Genomic DNA, 18,950 nt, shown 5'->3' with positions numbered 1-18,950 from the left:
TCGAACCATCGTGCGATGCGCCTCACCCCGCACCCTCATGTGAACCGCAATCCGCCATCCACGAGGATGCGCTGGCCGGTCACGAAATCCGCGCGGGGCGAGGCGAGGAACGCGACCACGCCGGCGATGTCGGAGGGCTTGGCCAGCCGACCAAGCGGAATTTGCTCGGCGTGGGCCGCGCGTTCGGCTTCGGACACATCGGCGTGACGCTCGACCGGCGCGAAGCCCGGCTCGACGAGGTTCACGGTTATTCCGTCGCCTCCGAGCGCGTTGGCCCACGAGCGGCTCAGGCCGATCATCGCGCTTTTCGCCGTGGCATAATGCGCAAGCTCGGGTGGGCCCACATGCGCCGCCTCCGACCCGATATTGACGATGCGTCCGCTGCCGCGCCGCCTCCAGTCGCCCAGACACGCCTGCATCAAAAGCAGAGGCGCGTGGACGAAGAAGGCAAGTTGCGCCTCGTAGTCAGACCACTCCTGCTCCTCGATCGGTTTCTCGGGCTGCGGGCCGGTCGCGTTGTTCACTAGCAGGTCCACAGGTCCGAGCGTCCCGGCGATCTCGGCCAGGCCAGTCTCGATCGCGTCGGGATCGAGCACGTCGAACTGCACCTTCGACGCGCTGCCGCCGTCTGACCTGATATCCGCCGCGACGGCGTCCGCGCCCGCGCCGTCGCTGCGATAGTTCACGGCGACCGACCAGCCGTCGCGACCCAGCGTCCGTGCGATCTCGGCCCCGAGCCCGCGAGACGCCCCGGTGACGAGCGCGACCTTCCCCGCGTTGGCACGGTCGTCCGGGCTAACGCTCATTCTTCGGGAAGGGCGTAGACCGCGAGGTGGTCACCGACCTGGTCCTTGATGATCGAGTTGCCGCCGGCGGTGAAAGCCACGTATTGGCGGCCCTCGTGCTCGTAGACGGCCGGGTTCGAGACGGCCGGCGCCATGACGGTATCCTCCCACAGCTCTTCGCCCGTCTCGACCGAGTAGGCGCGCACCTTGGCGTCCATGGAGGCGCCGATGAAGATCAGCCCGCCGGCCGTGACCGCCGGCCCGCCGATGGTTGGCGAGCCCATGAACTCGGGCATGTAGAACCCGTATTTCTGCGATGCCCCCATGGGGCGGGACCACAGCGTTTCGCCCGTGGTCATGTCGATCGCGCGGATATCGCCGTAAGGCGGCTCCCAACATGGCATGCCAAGCCAGTTGAGCGGGATGTAGAGCTCGAACCCGTAGGGCGCGTTGTGCTGCGGGTAGAACCCCGTCTCGTTGCCCGAGCTGCCCGCGATACGCTCGTATTCCTCGCGGGGGTACATCTTGAGCATCTGCACGGCGCGCGACGAGTTCACGATGGCAACCTGATTTTCAGGATCATACCCGATGCCACCCCATTGCTGGCCGCCGAAGGTCGCCGGGTAGACCAGCGTCCCGGTGCCCTCGGTCGTCATCGGTGTGTAGATCCCGTCGTAGCGGGCATTGTCGAAAATGCGCGAGCAGTTTCCGAGTGAGACGAGATCCGCGATCCACCAGACATCCGGGCGGTTGCGCAGGTCGACGACCGGCTCGGGCCGGGTCGGCACCGGTTGCGTCGCGGGCAGGACCTCACCCTCGATATCTGTGTCGGTCGGAACCTCCAGCTCCTCCACGGGCCAGATCGGCTCGCCGGTCTCGCGGTTGAGCGCCCAGAGAAGTCCCATCTTGCTGGCCTGCAGCAGCGCGGGGATCTCCTCGCCGTCGACGGTGATGTCCATCAGCGTGGGGGCGGAGTTGGTGTCGTAGTCCCAGACGTCGTGCTTGACGTATTGATAGGACCAGACAACTTCGCCGGTCTCGACATCGACGGCCGTTGTGGACGTGGCAAGCGGGATCTCCTCGACCCGGTTGCCGCCCCAGTAGTTCGGCGAGGGCGACGAGACGGGAAGGTAGACGAGGCCCAGTTCCTCGTCGGCGCTCATCGCGGTCCAGACATTCGCCGTGCCGGTGCGCAGGCGCACCTCTTCCGGCAACAGGTCCACGGTCCATTGCAGCTCGCCCGTCTGCGGATCTACGGAAAAGACCGTTCCGGGCGGCGCTTCGGACCACTCCCAATCCATGCCGGCCCAGCCGATCACGACATGGTCGCCGACGATGGTGGGCGGCTGGAGCAGCGACAGGGGCCAGCGATCGTTGGTGTCGTTCCACTGGTTGACGTCAAGCGCGCCGCCGTCGCCGAAGCTTTCGCACAAGGCGCCGGTATCCGCGTCCATCGCGAAAAGCTGGGCGTCCATGGTGCCGAGATAGATGATCTTCTGGCACGCCTCGCCATCCACCGGATTCTCGGCCTCCCAGTAGGACACACCCCGGTTCTTCAGCGCGGGCTGCGTCAGGGCCTCGAGCGTGCTTTGGGAGTCGAAGCTCCAGACCTCCTCGCCCGTCGCCGGGTCGAGCGCCAGCACGCGGTAGAAGGGCGTGCCGATATAAAGCATCCCGTTGGCATAGATCGGCGTGGCCGACCAGACGGTCCCCGGCAGGTCGCCCGTTCCATCGGACACGTCGCCGGTGAAGACCTCCCACGCCTTCTCGAGCCGCCCCACGTTCTCGGTCGTGATCTGGTCCAGCGGCGAATATTTCTGCGCGTTGAGCTGTCCGTGGAAGCCGGTCCATGTCGGCTCATCCGGGACCAGCGGAACGGGTTGCCTTTCGGCGGCCTGGGATTGCGACTGGGTGGAAGGAGCCGCATCTTGCGCCGTCGAGCCGTCCGTCGTGGTCTGCTGCGCCTGGGCAGCGGTCGCCAGGCAAACCACCGAAAGCGACATCACTCGGTTCAAGTTTCCAGTAAAGGTCATGCCGTCACCTCCGTGCGTTCCATGCCCGCGCCGACAGCGTCGATTGCGATGCCGACGAAGGCGACCGCCAGCAAGAGAAGGATCCACCAGCCGTGTAGGAAGAACGCGGCGACGGCCGTGCCGAGCACGCCGAGAATAGTGAGCCAGCGCCATCCTCTACGCCCCGTGACCGCCATGAACAGCGCCCCAACAGCGATTAGGATACAGCCGAGCATCACCAGCAGCGCACCGGATGTTCCGGTGACACCGGTCAGCGGCGTCACGTAAAGATTGAAGGCGAATAGCGCGGCAGACAGCGCCGCAATCGCGGTGATGCTCGAGCCGAGGCGCCTCCGGCCTGAGAAACGATTGGTCATCGCGTGCCTCCTCATAAACAGGACGTGCGACAAAACAGCGCGTAACCCCGCGATGCGGTTCCACGCGACGCCGCCCTTTCACACGGCAATGCGAAGAATGGGCGTCTTTGCGGCAAAACCGTCCGCGAGACGCCTCGCCATCCCGTGTTGCAAGGGCCGGGACGCATGGCGGGATGCCTGCATTACCGCTTTGATGCCCCGTTTGCGCCGCCGACTTGCAACAATCCGGTGCGACGCTCCGGCGTGACGAAGTCTCGAAACCCGCACCGGACGCTGCATCGAGGTATGCGCGGGTCGGCGGCGACGTGAACGATTGGACCCAATTCGATCGCCAATTTGTGTTGGCGTTTCGAGGAATAACAGCAAGGACCCGACGTGTTCGAAGAATTGGCTTGGTGGTATCTGGATTTGCCGAGGGAAGGGACGTGATTCCTGGCCCTGGGCCTTGCCTATGTCGGCGGTCTCATCGCGCTTCCCCGTGAAAGCAAGACAAGCGCAGCCATCGGCCGCTCGTACTACATTGCTTGTACGGGCCTGTTCTTCATCGCGGTCGTTGCGGCGCAGCTGCCGTGGTTCCTGGTGGACTCTTCTGCGTCCTCTGGCGTGATCGAAGCCCTTGTGATCTGGGACCTGATCTCTCCGATCGGGATCGGGTATGTTTTCGGCATCGTTGCGATGCGCCGCTCACGTGACGGATGGGGCCATCCTGGCCGGTTCTTCCTGGCCTACGTTCCCGTCGTGAATATCTGGTTGATGCTCAAGCCGCCGTTGAAGGCTGATCGCGTCGCGACGCGACCGACCACCGGTCGTTTGCGGGCGCTCGCCAAGGTTGCCGCTGGTATCCTGTTCCTGGGCCTGGCCAGCACCTTCAGCACGGCCATGGAGAAGATCGTCGACAGCACGCAACGACTTGAGCCCTTGCAGCTCAGCGATATCAGCCTCGATGAATAGCGACAGCTGTTTGAGCGCCTGACGCTCTTCACGACCAGCCCGCTGCGGTGGGTGGGATGTGGAACCCAGCGCGATCGCACTCCTGCCGGGCCGTCCCATGCAGTGCTGCTGACAGTCCGGAAAGGGCCTGAAGCCGTCGCAGCGTCATCGTTTCCCCCATCGCGTCACGGAGCGGACCCAGCCGGATTGATCGCTGTGGTCTGCCGGGCAACGCGGCCATCCGGTCGCCGCCGGATCAAGGATTGTTGGCAGGTCGTACTCAGCCGTGTGCGGTAACACAGGGCGAGACCAGCCATTTCCAAGACCGTCAAAATTTTCGGTCCTCCTCCCAAGGCATCGTGCGGACACGGGTCGCGCAAACACGAGCGCCGCCCGGTAAGGCGGCGATCAAGAGATTAATGACGAGTGGTAATCTGGTTGCGGGAGCCTGACACCCCCAAGGTCTTGGCTGTCGAGACTTTCAGACACCCGAACGGCAATTTATGGGCGCCCAGGCATGGTGCCTGCTGATGGTCGAACGCTTCTATCCCATATCGGCCATTCGTAGCACCCGCGGCGAGCGTCCGCTCCTGAATGAGCTGGCCGCGCTGAGCGCAGAATTGCTTGAGGTTGCTGCGCCTGCGCGTCTACCACATCGTCTTTAATCCGACGTTGCTGAAAAAGGTCACTCACGACCGTGCCGAAGAAGCGCCCCTGTCATTCATGGTCGCCAGGACGACAGATCGTCCTGAAAAACCCGCCGCTCTCATGCCGCGGCCCGAAGCGTCGCCTCGTCCAGCGGCTTGGCCACCCAGGCCCCATCCTGGTAGCGGCGAACGCCGGACCCGGCGGTGTTCAGAGACAGCAATGTCAGCCAGCCGTTGTCGAAGAGCGCCCGGACGTCAGGCCGACGGTCGAGCACGCACGAGATCATTTCTTCAGGTGCCTCCACCGCCACCACAAGCCGGCTCGGCACGTGCCGCAAAGCCTGCCCATCGTGCACCGATTGCCAGGGTAGTCCCGCGCGCAGCGGCCCATTGTTGCCTTCCAGCACCCCGATGCCCCCAACAACGTTATGCAGAAGCTTGTTGCCGGCGCCGAAGGTCTCGGGCGCAATGGCCGAGCCGTGGTATTGCAGGGCGATCCAGCTCGCGACGACGACCGGGGCGCTGAGGATCAGCTCCACCGTCGCGGCGCCCTCGTCCTGCCGCCAGTCGTAATCATGCAGAAAGACGGTGCCGCCGAGATCCTGCCCGGCCGTCCGCGCCCGCGGCGCGGCGACAAAGCCGCGACAACCGGCCAGCCCCCATTCCGGCCGCACCTCGGACCAGTCCCGACCCCGGCTGACCAGACCCGCTTCCGACCCGTGGGGCAAGCTCTGAGCGCGCTCCGTCCGGGTCAGGAGGCCTGCTTTAGCCAGAGCGGTGCGCAGCCGCTCCACCTCGGCCCGGCGGCGCGCCGGCAGCGCCTCGTCGAACAGCCGCACCGTGTCGGACACCGTGTCGTGCAGACCGGCGAGGAAATATGTTTCCTCGGGGATCGTGATCCCCTTTGCCCGTAGCCCGGCCCGCACGTCGGTCTCGTTCAGCAAAGCCGCCAGAAGCCGCGCATTGACGTCACCGGCATGGCCCCCACAAGCGCCGCATTGCAGCGCGCTGGCATGGGGAGCGTTGGTCACCGTCGCGCCGTGACCGCAGACCAGCACCAGAGGAGAGAAGCCTTCGGTCAGCGACATCGCCCGAAGCGCGCCTTCGGTGGCCGCGACACGCTCCGACAGCGGCAGGTCCAGCACCGGCGCCGGATCGGGTCGCGAGGGCATCGCGAGGCAAAGGCTGTCGCGCACGAGCTTGGCCACGTAAAGCGGCCCCGCCGCCTCCACGAAGGCGAAGGCCGAGACTGCGGCGCGCTTGAACCGGCCCCAGGCGCGGCTGGTCCGCAGCCTGACACGGTCACCGGCGTCGCGCCCCGCCTCGTCTGCGGCGCGGGTCTCGATTCCGGGGCTCAATAGCACCGGGGCGCGCGCTTCGACGATGTCCGAGGCGTGGCCGCGATGGCCGAGTGGGAGGCCGAAGAAGCCAGCGAAGCCGATGGTGCGGATCTGCGGATCGGACGCTTCGAGCGCGCGGCGCAGCCGCTCGGAGCGCACGTCGATACAGAATGCCGCCTGAACCGCCGGGGAGGTCTCAGGGCCCCTCTCTGCCTCCCGCGAGAGTTGGCAGGAGAGCCGACGCTCCACGCTGCGGTCATAAGCCTCCTGAAGCGCGGCATCGAGGGCCATTTCCCGGTCGAGTGTCACTGGCAGGACGCATTCGGCGCGGGCCTGCTCCCATTCCTCCAAGGGGGCCTTGCCCGTCTCCAGCAGCAGGGCCTCCCAAGTCAGGCGGACGGTCAGAAGCTCGAACAGCGTGTTGTCGCGGTTACCGTCGCGCTCTGCCGTCCAGTGAAGATGACGGGCATATTGCGCCCAGCCGGAGAGCGTGACGAGCAGCCGGTGGAAGTAGAGCGGCGCGGCCTCCGCTGTGAGGCCCAATGACGCGCAGGCTTCGGCAAAGGCCGCGCGCGGATCGGATGGCATCGCTGCTACCCGCGCCGCGAAGCCCGGCAGCCCCGCGATCTCAGGCGTCAGGTCGCGGCTGGCAAATGCGCGCCAGCCCGCCCAGGCGCCGCAGTCGGGGGCTGGCCAGAAAGCCTGGCCTTGGTCGAACTGCGCCGCGGCCCAGAGGCCGATCCGCTCCTCCACCAGCGCCGGCCAGTCGACACCGTCGGCCCTTTGCGCAAGGTCCGCCACTGTGGCCAACACCCTGGGGGCTGGCGCCCGGGCGGTCGCGGCGCGGCGCAGATCATCGGGCGCGAGACGATGCGCCGTGGCGGCTGCGCCGATGTCCTCGGCCGTAATGTCGCCCGCCGCGATCATCGCGGCCACGGCCTCGCGCGGCAGGAACATGCGGCCTCCGCCGACGCGGGCCAGCCGGACGGCTGCCAAGCGACGATCCTCGCCTGCCTGGCCCAGCCAGGGATTGACCGCGACCGTTGCATCGAGCGGGAAGGCCGGGGGGATCTGCCGCATGGCCTCTTCCGCAGAGGCGAAGAGTTCGAGGGTCTGGCCGGGCCAGTTCATAGGCGCGTTCATTGCGTCGCTCCGGTCTTGAAGGTCCAGCGGCCGGACAGCCGCTCGAGGATGGCGTTAAGATAGAGGCCGTTCATCAGGTGCACGCGGAAACCGGCAGCTGCGGGGTGCCCGGCCCAGAGCGGGAAGGTCGTCTGCGCCACTGCGGAGACGGCGAAGCTCGCCAGCGTAAGGGTGATCGCCGCCCAGATCAGCCCGTCGGGCGGCGGCGGGGCTGGCAGGGTGCCTACGGCAACCCAGCTTGCCCCCTGTTGCAGGGCGAAATAGGCAACCGTAGCGAGCACTGACAGACCGACAGTCCGCCAGGTCAGCGCACGGGGCGCCCGGTCGGCCAGGCCTTGCGCGACCAGATAGACCACGCCGAAGATCAGGATCGCGCCAAGAGCCACGGTCTGTGGCGGCTTGTCGGTGATGCCGAAGGCCAGCCCAACAACGAGATAGAGCGCGAGGGCGAGGCCGAAGGCCCGCACCACGGCGGCGAGGTCGGGTACCGCGACCGGGCCGGGCCGTCGGCTGGCCACTACTTCGGCCACCGCCCCGCCGGAGGCGAGGAAGGCATGCGCCTTGTAGAGTGAATGCGCCCCGATGTGCAGCAGGGCCAGCGGGAACAGCGCCAGCCCGCATTGCAGCACCATGAACCCCATTTGCGCGCAGGTGGACCAGGCCAGCGAGGTCTTCACCGCCGGCTGCGTCAGCGCCACCGCCGCGCCCATAAGCGCGCTAAAGCCGCCCACCAGCGCCAGCATCGCCAGCACCCCCGGCGCGGCGACCAGCACATCCGCGAAGCGGATCAGGAGGAAGCCACCCGCGTTCACCACGCCTGCGTGCAGAAGGGCCGAGACGGGGGTGGGCGCCTCCATGACCTCGGTCAGCCAGCCATGGGTCGGCACCAGCGCCGATTTGAAGATCGCCGCCAACGCGATCAGCAACGCGGCCAGCCACAGCAGGGACGGACCTTTGCCCGCCTGCGCGGCGGCATTGATCGCGGCGATGTCGGAGGTGCCGTAACCCGCGACGAGGATACCGCAGGCGAGCAGCAGCGCCGCGCTCGCCACGATCCCGCTCAGCGCCTTCTTCCGCGCCGCCCGGCGCGCCCTCGGCCGCTCGGGGTAGAACAGGAGCAATCGGTGCAGGGCGAAGCCGGTGGCGACCCAACCGATGGCCAGCTGCACGATATTTCCCGCGCCGACCAGCAACAGGACGCAGGCAACGGTTGCGGCCATCCAGCCCATGAACGCCGTCTGCCGCGCCTCACCATCGAGCGCCACACGCGAGAAGCGCAGCACGGCCCACCCGACGAAGGCGACCGTCAGCGTCATTGCCACGCTGACGATATCGCTGCGCGCCGAGAGGCCGATCGCGGCAATGCCGACAACCGGGCTGGTCGACTGGCCCGCCACTGCGAGCTGAATCGCGGCGAGGACCGCCACCGCCAGCGCGACGAGGGCGGCGGTCTCGGGCAGGCGCAGGCGCCAGCTCCCACGGGGGGGTGAGGAACGTCTCATCGCGAGGGCAGCGGCGGCCAACGCGAGTGGGGGCAGCAGGAGCAGGAAACTCATAGAAATCCTCCACGGTGGAATTTCGGTCGGGGTAAAGCGCCAAGGACCTAAATAAAAATACATTGTATGGATCAAAACGTTCTGTTTATCAGAACGGTATGCGGCTCAACTATCACCACCTGCGCTATTTCCAGGAGGTTGCCCGGGAGGGGAACCTCACCCGCGCGGCGGCCGGGCTGAATCTGTCCCAATCCGCCCTGTCGACGCAAATCCGCCTGCTGGAGGATCGGCTGGGCCATGCGCTGTTCGATCGCACCGGCCGGGCTATGCTGCTGACCGAGGCAGGACGGATCGCGCTCGATCATGCCGAGCGCATCTTCGCCGTCGGCGACGACCTCGTGGCCACGCTCACCGGGGGCGGCGCAGCGCAGTCGCCACTGCGGGTCGGCGCGCTCTCGACGCTGTCGCGCAACTTCCAGCTTCGGTTCCTGCACCCAGCGCTGGCGGCCGATGCCGAGCTGGTCCTGTCCTCGGGCAACAGTCTCTCCCTGCTGCGGGCGCTGGAGGATCTCGCGCTCGACGTGGTGCTCTTGACCGATCCGCCGCCGAGGGACAGCTTTCCCGGCCTCGTCGCGCACCGGATCGCCGAGCAGCCGGTCGGCATCCACGGCACCGCCCACCGCCTGGGGCATGCCACGCCCGCGGACCTTCTCGCATCCGAGCCAGTCATCCTGCCGACCGAGAGCTCAATTCGCACGGGGTTTGACAGTCTCGTCACGCGGCTTGGCGTGGTGCCGCGGATCGCCGCGACCGTGGATGACATGGCGATGGTCAGGCTTCTCGCACGCAGCGATCTTGGCCTCGCGATCACGCCGGCCGTTGTGCTCGCGGACGAACTGGAGCAGGGCCTGCTTGCGAGCGCACCTTTTCCGCTCGACATCGTCGAAAGCTTCTACGCTGTCACCGCGCCCCGAACCTTTCCGCATCCGCTACTGGAAAAGCTCATAGGGCCATTGACGGACCATAATGAGGTCTGATGCGTGCTCGTTGCTTGAGACCGTGGCGGGCCAGTGCAGTCCGCAGACGGTGCGCAGCGAATGACCGCATCCCGCCCTTCGTGTCTAATGCTGCGCTGTCGGCCAATGAGCAGAAGAGGCTCGGAGCTGACTTATGGCGGTGCGGCAGGCTTGCCGAGCTTGCCCGCGAGATCGACGCATTGACATTCATGCCGAGGGACAGCGAGGCGGAGATGACCTGGGAGGACTCGCTCTGGGCCAACTGCACCGACGAGATGCTGATCAGCCACGCGGGCGCAGTCGTCTACGCGTGCTATTCCGGCTGCCTCGAAAAGGACGGCAAGCACGCCATCGGGTCGATGACCACGTCGATCACGGGCCGGCTCGGTAAAATTCTGGTGGCAGAAGGCGTGCTGGACGATACCCCGACGGTCGCAGATGTCATCCCCGAGATCGGCGACAGCGCTTTCGCCACCGACACGGTGCGCGAGGTCATGGATATGACGACGGGGGTCCAGTCTTCCGAAGACTACTCCGACCCGCACGCCGATATTCGGGTCTATTCTCGCGCAGCCAGCCCACTTCCCAAGCCTGTCAGGTGGTACAGACTGCGGGAAGCGACCTCAAAGCGGGCGAGCCTTCTGGTGCCATCTGTGAAAAGCGGCATCTAAATTCGGTTATGATCCTCAGGTCATCTTCGCTTTCAGAAACGCCCTGGTCGTCTCATGGATGCGATTGGTATGCGCAGTGACGGCGCGTTCGACCGCGTCGGCATCGCGCTGGCCCAAGGCATCCACGATGGCTGTATGCTCGGCTATGCTCTGCTGGATAGCGCCGGGCGACGAGACGATGCGACGACGAAACTCCAGCAGGTGATTGTAGAGGATCATGGCCGTGTCAGAGAGGATCTCATTGCCGCCTGCTTGGTAAATCAGGGAATGAAAATCCCGGTCGCATAGCAGAAACCGGACCGCATCGCCCCCGCAGGCGCGCTGTGCATCCAGCGATCCCTGGAGTTCATTCAGAAGCGCCGCGTCTACCAGATTTGCCGCGCGACGGGCCAGATATCTTTCTATCAGCAAACGGGCCTCGTAGACGCTGCTCAGATCGTTATGCATCCCGATCGCTGGAACAGTTCGCCCCGCCGCGAAGGCGCCCGTATCCGCACTCGCGACAGCGGTGCGTGCGCCATGGGTCACGCGCAGAATGCCGTGCCCGGCGAGGATGCCGATGGCGCCACGCACGGTCTCGCGGCTGACCGACAGAGACGCCGCCAATTCGCGCTCTCCTGGCAGTTCATCCCCAGGAGCCAGAACGCCTGAAGAAATCAGAGTCGCGATCTTCTCGGCGACCAGATCGCGGACCGTTCGCCGCGGAAGGTCCCCGATCAATTGCGTGGCCGCGATTGGCTGAGTCTGATCCGTCATGATCGCCATCCCTTGCGCACCTGCACCTTCACACGATCATCCATACAGGCACGAAACGCCATTTTACAGTGGTCTATTGACAAGACCAGTGGGCCTTATACCGTGGAACATGGTCTGATTTCCAGACCACTCGACGCGAGCCGCGAAGTCGGACACGTCGCATTTTAGGGAGGAGACCTTTAATGACCATGCGCAGACCATTCATCAAACTGGCGCTTGCCGCCTCAGTTGCGGCCACCACCGGCTGGGGCACTGCCACGGCCCAGGACAAGGGCGAGCTTGTCTATATGACCCCCGGCCTCGACCTGGCCTTTTGGCGGTATGTCTCAGAGGGCGTGAAATCGGTAGCCGAGGAGAATGGCTACGGCTTCGCAGCGCTCGACAGCACCAATGACCCGCAGACCCAATTGCAGAACGCGCAGGATGCGGTCGCCCGGGGCGTGGCCGGCATCGTGCTGTCGCCCACCGACAGTTCCACCGCCCCCGCCGTCCTGAGTCTTGCGCAGGAGAACGACATTCCCGTCGTCATCGCCGATATCGGCACCGACAGCGGCGAGTTCGTCTCCGTGATCGGGTCCAATAACTACGAAGGCGCCCATGGCGTGGGCGAAGCGCTGTCCGCGGCCATGGTCGATGCGGGCAAAGAGGATGCCAGCGTCGGCATCGTCGCAATCAGCCAATCCCGTCTGAACGGCCAGGCCCGGACCAAAGGGTTCAAGGACGCCATGGCCGAGGGCGGGGTCGAGGGCGACGCCGGCATGCAGCAGATGCAGGCTTACACCGCCGACGAGACCTTCCGCTTCACCCAGGACATGATCACCTCGAACCCCGATATGGGCGGGATGTTCGTCCAGACCGACGCGCCCACACTGGGTGCTCTCCGCGCGATCAAGGCAGCGCGAATGGACGGTGACGTGCTTGTCGCGGCTTTCGACGGCATTCCGGAATTCGTCCCGCTGCTGCAATCGGGCGACCTGGTCGTGTCGGGCATGCAGCAGCCATACCTCATGGGTGTGCGGTCCGCCGAGGCGATGGTCGCGCATCTGGATGGCGCGACCCCCGAGAAGGAGATCACCGTCCCGATCCTGATCGTTACCTCGGAGAACATCGAGGATATGCTTCCAACGATCAAGGAAACGGTCTTCGCCAACGAGATCGAGTAAGCTCTGAGGCCGGGGCGCGCGGTTGCGCGTCCCGGTTCGCGATCGGGGAGGCTCGGGATCATGCTGGACACACATCGCGACAGCCGCGCTGCGCCGCTTCTGGACGCCCAGGGCGTGTCGAAATCCTTTGGCAGCACACAGGCGCTTGTCGACGCGGCGCTGACCCTGCGCCCGGGCGAGATCGTCGGGCTGCTGGGTGCTAACGGGGCCGGCAAGTCGACCCTCTCGCGTATCGTTTCGGGTCACATTCAACCCTCGGGCGGAGAGGTGCGGTTTCGCGATGCACCCCTGCGTCTGACATCGACCCGCGACGCGTTGCGCCGGGGGATCGCCCTGGTGGCCCAGGAGACGTCGCTCGCCCCCGACATGAGCGTGCTGGAAAACATCTTTCTGCCGGACCTCGCTACGCCGGGTCGTCTGTCCTACGGCGGGATGCGCGTCAGAGCGCGCGAGATCCTGTCTGAACTTGGCCACGACCATGCACTTCCGCTGGATGCCGAGGTGCGAACGCTTTCAGCCGCACAGCGCCAGCTTGTCGAGATTGCCAAGGCGCTGGCGCTGGACGCACAGCTGATCATCTTCGACGAACCGACGGCATCGCTCTCGACGACCGAGGTGAATCTGCTCTTCGACGTCATGTCCCGGCTTCGCGACGGCGGCCGCGCGCTGGCCTTCGTGTCCCATCGTCTGGAAGAGGTCTTCGCCATCACCGACCGGGTCACGATTCTGCGCGAAGGACGTGTCGTCGCCGAGGATGTGAAAACATCGTCCCTCAGCCAGGGAGACATCATTCAGCATATGGTGGGTCGCGACATCGGCGCGATCTATGCCAAGCGCGAGGTCGCATCGGACGATATCGGCGACCGGATTTTCGAAGTGCGCCATCTGCGCGCCCTGCCATGGGTGGGCGACATAAGCTTCTCGGTCCGCCGGGGCGAGATCCTGGGCCTCGGGGGCCTGGTCGGCGCGGGCCGGTCCGAGGCGGCCGAGGCGATCTGGGGCCTGCGCCCGCGTCAGGGCGGGGAGATCCTGGTGGGAGGAAAGCCGGCCAAGCTGCGCCAACCCGCCGATGCGGTGCGGGCCGGCCTTGGATTTGTTGCCGAGGACCGCCGGGCTCAGAACATCATTCCCGACCTGTCGGTGCGCGAGAACCTGATGGTCGCGCAGATGGGGCAGCATCGCGGGTTCGGCCGCGGCTATGGCAAGCGCGCCGATCGTGTCGCCCGCCTGATCAGCGACCTTGGCCTGCCCGCCGACCGGCTGGACACCAGCCTGCTGAACTATTCCGGCGGGATGCAGCAAAAGATCATCATAGCCCGCTGGCTGCTGACCGAGCCCGACATCCTGATCATGGATGAGCCGACCAAGGGCGTCGATATTGGCACCCGTTCTTCGATCTACCGGATGTTGCAGGCCGCCGCCGACGACGGTCTGGCGGTGATCGTCATCAGCTCGGATTTCGAGGAACTGCTGGGCCTCGCCGAACGCGTGGTCGTCATCAGCGACGGCGTGACCATCGCCGATCTTCCCGCCGATCGGCTGGACGAGGAAAAACTGACCCTGCTCGCCGCCCCACGCACTTCGACCGCCCGCAATCAGGCGTTGCTGGCCGATCTGTCGCGGCTTCATCGGGCGGACGCGTTCTGGACCCTTCTCGACGACGATGGGCTGATTTGTCTGGCGCATGCGGGCCATCCCGATGCGCCGAAATCAGGCCTTGCGGCGGGGGAGGCGATGGATTTTTCGCAGACAATGATTGAACAGGCACTGCGCACTCGAGAACCGAGCTTCGTTGCCGAGCCCGATGGCAGCCGCCAGACCCTTCTGGTCCAGATGACGGACAAGCGCGGTCACGACATGGGCTGGATCGGGCTGACCATCGCGGGCGATGCGGTCCCTCCCGATCCCGGCGATATCCGAGTCGAGCTGCAAGCCCTGACCGACGAGACCAAGGAACCATGACATGACCGACACCGTGCAGGGCGCCCCCGAAGACCGCGACGCCGCGGCGACAGATCAGCGCGCGTCCGGCAGCATCGGCCTTGTTGGCCGCATCCTGCGATCGCTTGAAATCCGGATGCTGGGCCTTGCGCTGCTCCTGGCGGTGATCCTGTCGCTGCTGTCGCCCTTCTTCCTGACTGAACGCAACATCTTCAACATTCTCGACCAGTCGGTGGTCATCGGCATCGTTGCCGTCGGCATGACCTTCGTCATCCTGACAGGCGGTATCGACCTATCCGTTGGCGCGGTCTTCGGGCTGACCGGCATTATCCTGGCGCAGGCGCTGCAAGTCATGCCGATCCCGCTGGCGATCCCGGCGGCAGTGGCGACAGGCGCCGGGATCGGGCTGTTTTCGGGACTGTTGATCGCCGTCTTCGGTCTCGCGCCCTTCGTCGTGACATTGGGCGTGATGGCAATTGGCCGAAGTCTCTCCTTCATCCTGTCGGGGCAGCGCAGCATTTCGGGACTGCCACCCGAGCTGGATGCCATTGTCTATTCCACCTTCCTCGGCATTCCCGCCAACGTGCTGTTCCTGCTGGGCCTCTATCTGCTGGCCTGGGTCTACCTGACCTACACCAAGGGCGGGCGGACGATCTACGCCATCGGGTCGAACAAGGAGGCGGCCCGCGCGGCGGGCCTGTCGACCATGTTCTACTCGATCCTGCCCTACGTGGTTGCGGGCGCGCTCAGCGCCGTCGCCGTCACCTTCAGCCTGGCGCAGATCATGTCGGCCGATCCCCTGGCCGGCAACCAGATGGAGCTCGACGCCATCGCCGCTGTGGTGATCGGAGGAGCCAGCCTCTACGGCGGTCGCGGCTCGATCATCGGCACGCTTCTGGGCGTGCTCATCATGGTGATGATCCGAAACGGATTGAACCTGATGGGCGTGTCGCCCTTCTGGCAGGGAACTGCCATCGGCTCGATCATCATCATCGCCCTTTTGGCCGAGCGCCTGATCAACTGGCGTTCCAACCGTAATTGATTGAGGTTCCCATGTCCGATCCCAGCCGTGCCATCGCCCTTTACGGAACCGACGAAGAGGTCCCTCCGCCCCGCGTGCTGCGGGCAGGCAAGCTTTCAGCCGAACTCGAGGCCGGCAATCTGCGCTACCTTCGCTGGGACGGTGAAGAGGTGCTGCGCGCGGTGTCTTTCATCGTGCGCGATAAGGATTGGGGCACCTACAATCCCGAGATATCGGACCTCGAGGTGCACGAAGACGACAACAGCTTTCGCGTGTCCCTGACCGCGGTGGCGGGCGACGGTGACCAGAGCTTCGCCTATGCCGCCAGCATCGAAGGCCGAGCCGACGGCACGCTGATCTTCCAGGGCCGCGGCGAAAGCGCGGGAGGCTTCCTGACCAATCGCACCGGTTTCGTCATTCTGCACCCGATCGACGGGGTCGCGGGCGAGCCGGTCACCATTGAGCATACCGACGGCAGCGAGGTGGACGGCACCTTCCCGGTCATCATCGACCCGCTGCAACCAATGATGGATCTCCGCGCTCTGACCCACCGGACGCCCGGCGGGCTGACGGTAAAGACCCTGATGCAGGGCGACACGTTCGAGATGGAGGATCAGCGCAACTGGACCGATGCTTCCTACAAGACCTATGTCCGCCCTCTGGCCCTGCCCTGGCCCTATCGGATCGAGCCGGGAGAGGTTATCGACCAGACCATCACGGTGACGATCACGGGAGAGACGACGGGCGCGCGCGACGCGGGTGACATCGCTCTGTCGCCCGGGCGCCCAACGGGACAAGTCCCTCCGCTGGGCCTCGGCCTACGCCCAGAGGATATCGACCGGACACGTGACCGGTTCGACGCGCTTCGCCAGCTCGGGCCCGCCTATTTGGTGCTGCACCACGACGCCCGCGCGGGCCACGATGCGGACACCTTGCGCGCCATGCTGGCTATCGCGGAAGACGTAGGCGCCGCGCCCTGGCTGGAGGCTGTGATCGCCTCGGTCACGGATGTGGCCGCAGCGGACGAGATCGCGGCCTTGGGTGACATCGCCGCGCGGTTCGGGCAGCCGTTCAAGATCGTCCTCGTCTCGCCCGCGCCGGATCTGAAATGCACGCTTCCCGGGTCTGAATGGCCCGAGACGCCGGATGCCGCCGCTCTCTACAGAGCCACGCGCGAGGCTTTCCCGGGCGCGCGCATCGGTGGTGGCATGTTCAGCTACTTCACCGAACTCAATCGCAAGCGTCCGCCGGTCGATGCGCTGGATCTCGTCAGCTTCACCACCTCGCCCATGGTCCATGCGGGCGACGACCGGTCGGTGATGGAGACGCGCGAGGCCCATCCGGCCATCGTCAGATCGGTGACGCAGATCGCGGACGGCACACCCTGGGCCGTCGGTCCCTCGGCCATCGGCGTGCGCGACAATCCCTACGGCGAGGCGGCGAAAGACAATCCTCGAAATATACGGCAAGCGATGAACTGGAACGATCCGCGTCAGCGCGGCCTCTTCGGCGCCGCCTGGGCGCTGTCCTACTTCGCTGATTTCGCGACCGGCGGCGCATCATCCATCGCTCTTGGCGGAGCGACTGGGCCCTTTGGGGCAATCCATGCGCCGGCCGATTTTCCGCAACCCTGGTTCGATGAGCACGGCGGGTTGTTCCCTGTCTTTCACGTGCTGCGCGGTCTCGCGCGGCTGAAAGGCGCCGAGCTGGCCCCGCTGGACTTGGCTCCGGCCGCGCCCATCAGCGGGCTCTGCGCGACGACGCAAGACGGAGTGGAATTCTGGATCGCCAATATGGGGCCGGAGCCCGCGGAGATCGGCCTTACCGCTGGCGCCGAGGTTGCGGTCCTTGATGCGGCAACGTTTCAATCTGCGGCCAGCCGCCCAACCTACTTCGACCAACTCATGGACGGATCGGACACACTGGCGCTAGACGGATTTTCCATCGCTCGTATTGCGCTGAAATTATCCAAGCCTGACCTCGGGTAGATTGAGAGCCCATATTTTCAATGCCTGCTCTGGCCGCCATCCGAAACTGCGCCGGCGGCCTACAAATGGCGTAGACCGCCCCCGCGTCGTTGGCCTGGCGCATCGGCGCCCTGCTCCCCTGAAGCGTCCTTGTTTTGAGGTCAGCCTGTTCTCCGAACGAGGAGACAGACGATGGAAAGAAGCGGGTTCGGCGAAGAGCGGATCATTGGCAGTCTGAAGGAGCACCGGGCCGGGCTGGGCGCGAGAGAGCTGTGGCGCAAGCACGGCATCAGTGACGCGACCATCTGCAAGTGGCGCTCGAGATACGACGGCATGGAGGTGTCGGATGCGCGGCGGCGGAAGGCGCTGGAAGCCGAGAACGCGAAACTCTGAACAGGGCTAACCTATAAGCGCGGACTCCAAGGAGAGCAGGTCATCGTCTCGTGGGACGCGGAGGCGGTCCTCCACATGCTGGGAATCCGTGGCAAGCTGTTGGGATTGTTAAGCTTGGCGGACAGCAAAAACGCCGCTGCCCTTTCGGGAGCGGCGTCTTCGCTAAAGTTGGTTGCGGGAGTAGGATTTGAACCTACGACCTTCAGGTTATGAGCCTGACGAGCTACCGGACTGCTCCATCCCGCGGCAATTTTCGTATCGTTTTGTCATCGTTTTGAGAGATATTTTTGAGCGAGGCTTATTAGGTTTGGCGGCGACCTACTCTCCCACGTCTTGAGACGCAGTACCATTGGCGCAACGGCACTTAACTGCCGAGTTCGGAATGGGATCGGGTGTTTTGCTCGTGCTGTGACCACCAAACCGAATAAACCTCGCGGATACATCAGTTTTCCAAGTCAAGTTCACGTGGTGTATGCTTTTGGTCCGAGTGTGACATGGTCTTGCATGTCTACTACTGGATCAAATCAAGCCTATCGGACAATTAGTACCGGTCAACTGAACGCATTGCTGCGCTTACATCTCCGGCCTATCGACGTGGTGGTCTACCACGGTCCTCAGGGATACCTTGTTTCGAGGGGGGCTTCCCGCTTAGATGCTTTCAGCGGTTATCCTTTCCGATCATAGCTACCCAGCACTGCCATTGGCATGACAACTGGTCCACCAGTGGATCGTTCACCCCGGTCCTCTCGTACTAGGGGCAACTCCTCTCAAGTATCCTACACCCACGGCAGATAGGGACCGAACTGTCTCACGACGTTCTAAACCCAGCTCACGTACCTCTTTAAACGGCGAACAGCCGTACCCTTGGGACCTGCTCCAGCCCCAGGATGAGATGAGCCGACATCGAGGTGCCAAACGGTGCCGTCGATATGGACTCTTGGGCACCATCAGCCTGTTATCCCCGGCGTACCTTTTATCCGTTGAGCGATGGCCCTTCCACGCGGGACCACCGGATCACTATGGCCGTCTTTCGACTCTGCTCGACTTGTCAGTCTCGCAGTCAGGCTGGCTTCTGCCATTGCACTCAACGAGCGATTTCCGACCGCTCTGAGCCAACCTTCGCACGCCTCCGTTACTGTTTGGGAGGCGACCGCCCCAGTCAAACTACCCGCCACACAGGGTCCCGGATCCGGATGACGGACCGCGGTTAGACATCAAGCAAAGCAAGGGTGGTATCTCAAGGATGGCTCCACCGCGACTGGCGTCACGGTTTCAAAGCCTACCACCTATCC

The 18,950-nt window shown here is 64.9% G+C and carries 13 protein-coding genes, 1 tRNA gene, 2 rRNA genes and 1 pseudogene (1 of these 17 only partly in view); 8 read left to right on the top strand and 9 right to left on the bottom strand.

The features are described from left to right. Positions 1-35: 35 nt before the first annotated feature. Genes BMX96_RS16375 through BMX96_RS16365 form a run of 3 tightly spaced genes read right to left on the bottom strand, consistent with a single transcriptional unit; the run spans position 36 to position 3,174 of the window. Complete coding sequence (locus BMX96_RS16375; RefSeq protein WP_091846458.1) at positions 36-806, bottom strand: SDR family oxidoreductase; 771 nt, start codon at positions 804-806, stop codon at positions 36-38. After that, a complete protein-coding gene (locus BMX96_RS16370; protein WP_091846457.1) occupies positions 803-2,788 on the bottom strand; it encodes a pyrroloquinoline quinone-dependent dehydrogenase in 1,986 nt (661 codons plus the stop codon). The genes BMX96_RS16375 and BMX96_RS16370 overlap by 4 nt, the downstream gene beginning before the upstream one ends. Positions 2,789-2,814: 26 nt before the next feature. Beyond that, positions 2,815-3,174, bottom strand: a complete 360-nt coding sequence (locus BMX96_RS16365) for a hypothetical protein (protein ID WP_091846456.1) — start codon at positions 3,172-3,174, stop codon at positions 2,815-2,817. 603 nt (positions 3,175-3,777) lie between these two features. Here BMX96_RS16365 and BMX96_RS16360 point away from each other — a divergent pair. Next, positions 3,778-4,125 carry a hypothetical protein gene (locus tag BMX96_RS16360; RefSeq protein WP_091846455.1) on the top strand — a complete coding sequence of 116 codons (348 nt, stop codon included), beginning with the start codon at positions 3,778-3,780 and terminating at the stop codon, positions 4,123-4,125. A gap of 745 nt (positions 4,126-4,870) precedes the next feature. Here BMX96_RS16360 and BMX96_RS16355 read toward each other — a convergent pair. Together BMX96_RS16355 and BMX96_RS16350 are read right to left on the bottom strand one after the other, a co-directional pair. Beyond that, the gene (locus tag BMX96_RS16355) at positions 4,871-7,222 is read right to left on the bottom strand and encodes a YbcC family protein (RefSeq protein ID WP_236737104.1); all 2,352 of its coding nucleotides are present in this window, start codon (positions 7,220-7,222) and stop codon (positions 4,871-4,873) included. Between the two features lie 8 nt (positions 7,223-7,230). After that, complete coding sequence (locus BMX96_RS16350) at positions 7,231-8,790, bottom strand: proton-conducting transporter transmembrane domain-containing protein (RefSeq protein ID WP_214606865.1); 1,560 nt, start codon at positions 8,788-8,790, stop codon at positions 7,231-7,233. Positions 8,791-8,888: 98 nt separating this feature from the next. Here BMX96_RS16350 and BMX96_RS16345 point away from each other — a divergent pair, with 98 nt between their 5' ends. After that, the gene (locus BMX96_RS16345; protein WP_091846453.1) at positions 8,889-9,767 is read left to right on the top strand and encodes a LysR family transcriptional regulator; all 879 of its coding nucleotides are present in this window, start codon (positions 8,889-8,891) and stop codon (positions 9,765-9,767) included. A 212-nt stretch (positions 9,768-9,979) separates the two neighbouring features. Further along, positions 9,980-10,417, top strand: a complete 438-nt coding sequence (locus BMX96_RS19405) for a serine hydrolase (protein WP_236737103.1) — start codon at positions 9,980-9,982, stop codon at positions 10,415-10,417. Positions 10,418-10,432: 15 nt separating this feature from the next. Here BMX96_RS19405 and BMX96_RS16335 read toward each other — a convergent pair whose 3' ends face one another. Then, positions 10,433-11,182, bottom strand: coding sequence for a FadR/GntR family transcriptional regulator (locus BMX96_RS16335; protein ID WP_091846452.1), 750 nt, complete (start codon positions 11,180-11,182; stop codon positions 10,433-10,435). A gap of 173 nt (positions 11,183-11,355) precedes the next feature. On the opposite strand from BMX96_RS16335, the gene BMX96_RS16330 reads away from it, so the two are divergent. The 5 genes and pseudogenes from BMX96_RS16330 to BMX96_RS16305 form a co-directional block, all read left to right on the top strand. Further along, positions 11,356-12,336: a substrate-binding domain-containing protein gene (locus BMX96_RS16330; protein WP_214606864.1), complete on the top strand. Its 981-nt coding sequence runs from the start codon at positions 11,356-11,358 to the stop codon at positions 12,334-12,336. A 60-nt stretch (positions 12,337-12,396) separates the two neighbouring features. Beyond that, a complete protein-coding gene (locus tag BMX96_RS16325) occupies positions 12,397-14,298 on the top strand; it encodes a sugar ABC transporter ATP-binding protein (protein WP_091846451.1) in 1,902 nt (633 codons plus the stop codon). 1 nt (position 14,299) lies between these two features. Beyond that, positions 14,300-15,319, top strand: coding sequence for an ABC transporter permease (locus BMX96_RS16320; protein ID WP_091846450.1), 1,020 nt, complete (start codon positions 14,300-14,302; stop codon positions 15,317-15,319). A 74-nt stretch (positions 15,320-15,393) separates the two neighbouring features. Continuing rightward, a complete protein-coding gene (locus BMX96_RS16315; protein ID WP_139210124.1) occupies positions 15,394-17,286 on the top strand; it encodes a D-apionate lactonase family protein in 1,893 nt (630 codons plus the stop codon). A 171-nt stretch (positions 17,287-17,457) separates the two neighbouring features. Further along, positions 17,458-17,655: pseudogene (locus BMX96_RS16305) on the top strand (transposase); the annotation flags it as partial. Between the two features lie 172 nt (positions 17,656-17,827). On the opposite strand, the gene BMX96_RS16300 reads toward BMX96_RS16305, so the two are convergent. From BMX96_RS16300 to BMX96_RS16290, 3 genes are all read right to left on the bottom strand, one after another. Continuing rightward, positions 17,828-17,904, bottom strand: a tRNA-Met gene (locus BMX96_RS16300). A 59-nt stretch (positions 17,905-17,963) separates the two neighbouring features. After that, a 5S ribosomal RNA gene (gene rrf, locus BMX96_RS16295) occupies positions 17,964-18,078 on the bottom strand. Between the two features lie 100 nt (positions 18,079-18,178). Beyond that, positions 18,179-18,950: ribosomal RNA gene (locus BMX96_RS16290) — 23S ribosomal RNA — on the bottom strand; it runs 2,062 nt beyond the window's last position.

This window comes from Palleronia pelagia (assembly GCF_900110115.1).
In the GTDB taxonomy this organism is placed as follows: domain Bacteria; phylum Pseudomonadota; class Alphaproteobacteria; order Rhodobacterales; family Rhodobacteraceae; genus Palleronia; species Palleronia pelagia.
Note: the sequence above shows the minus strand (reverse complement) of the source record. Positions and strands in the feature narration are given on the sequence as shown.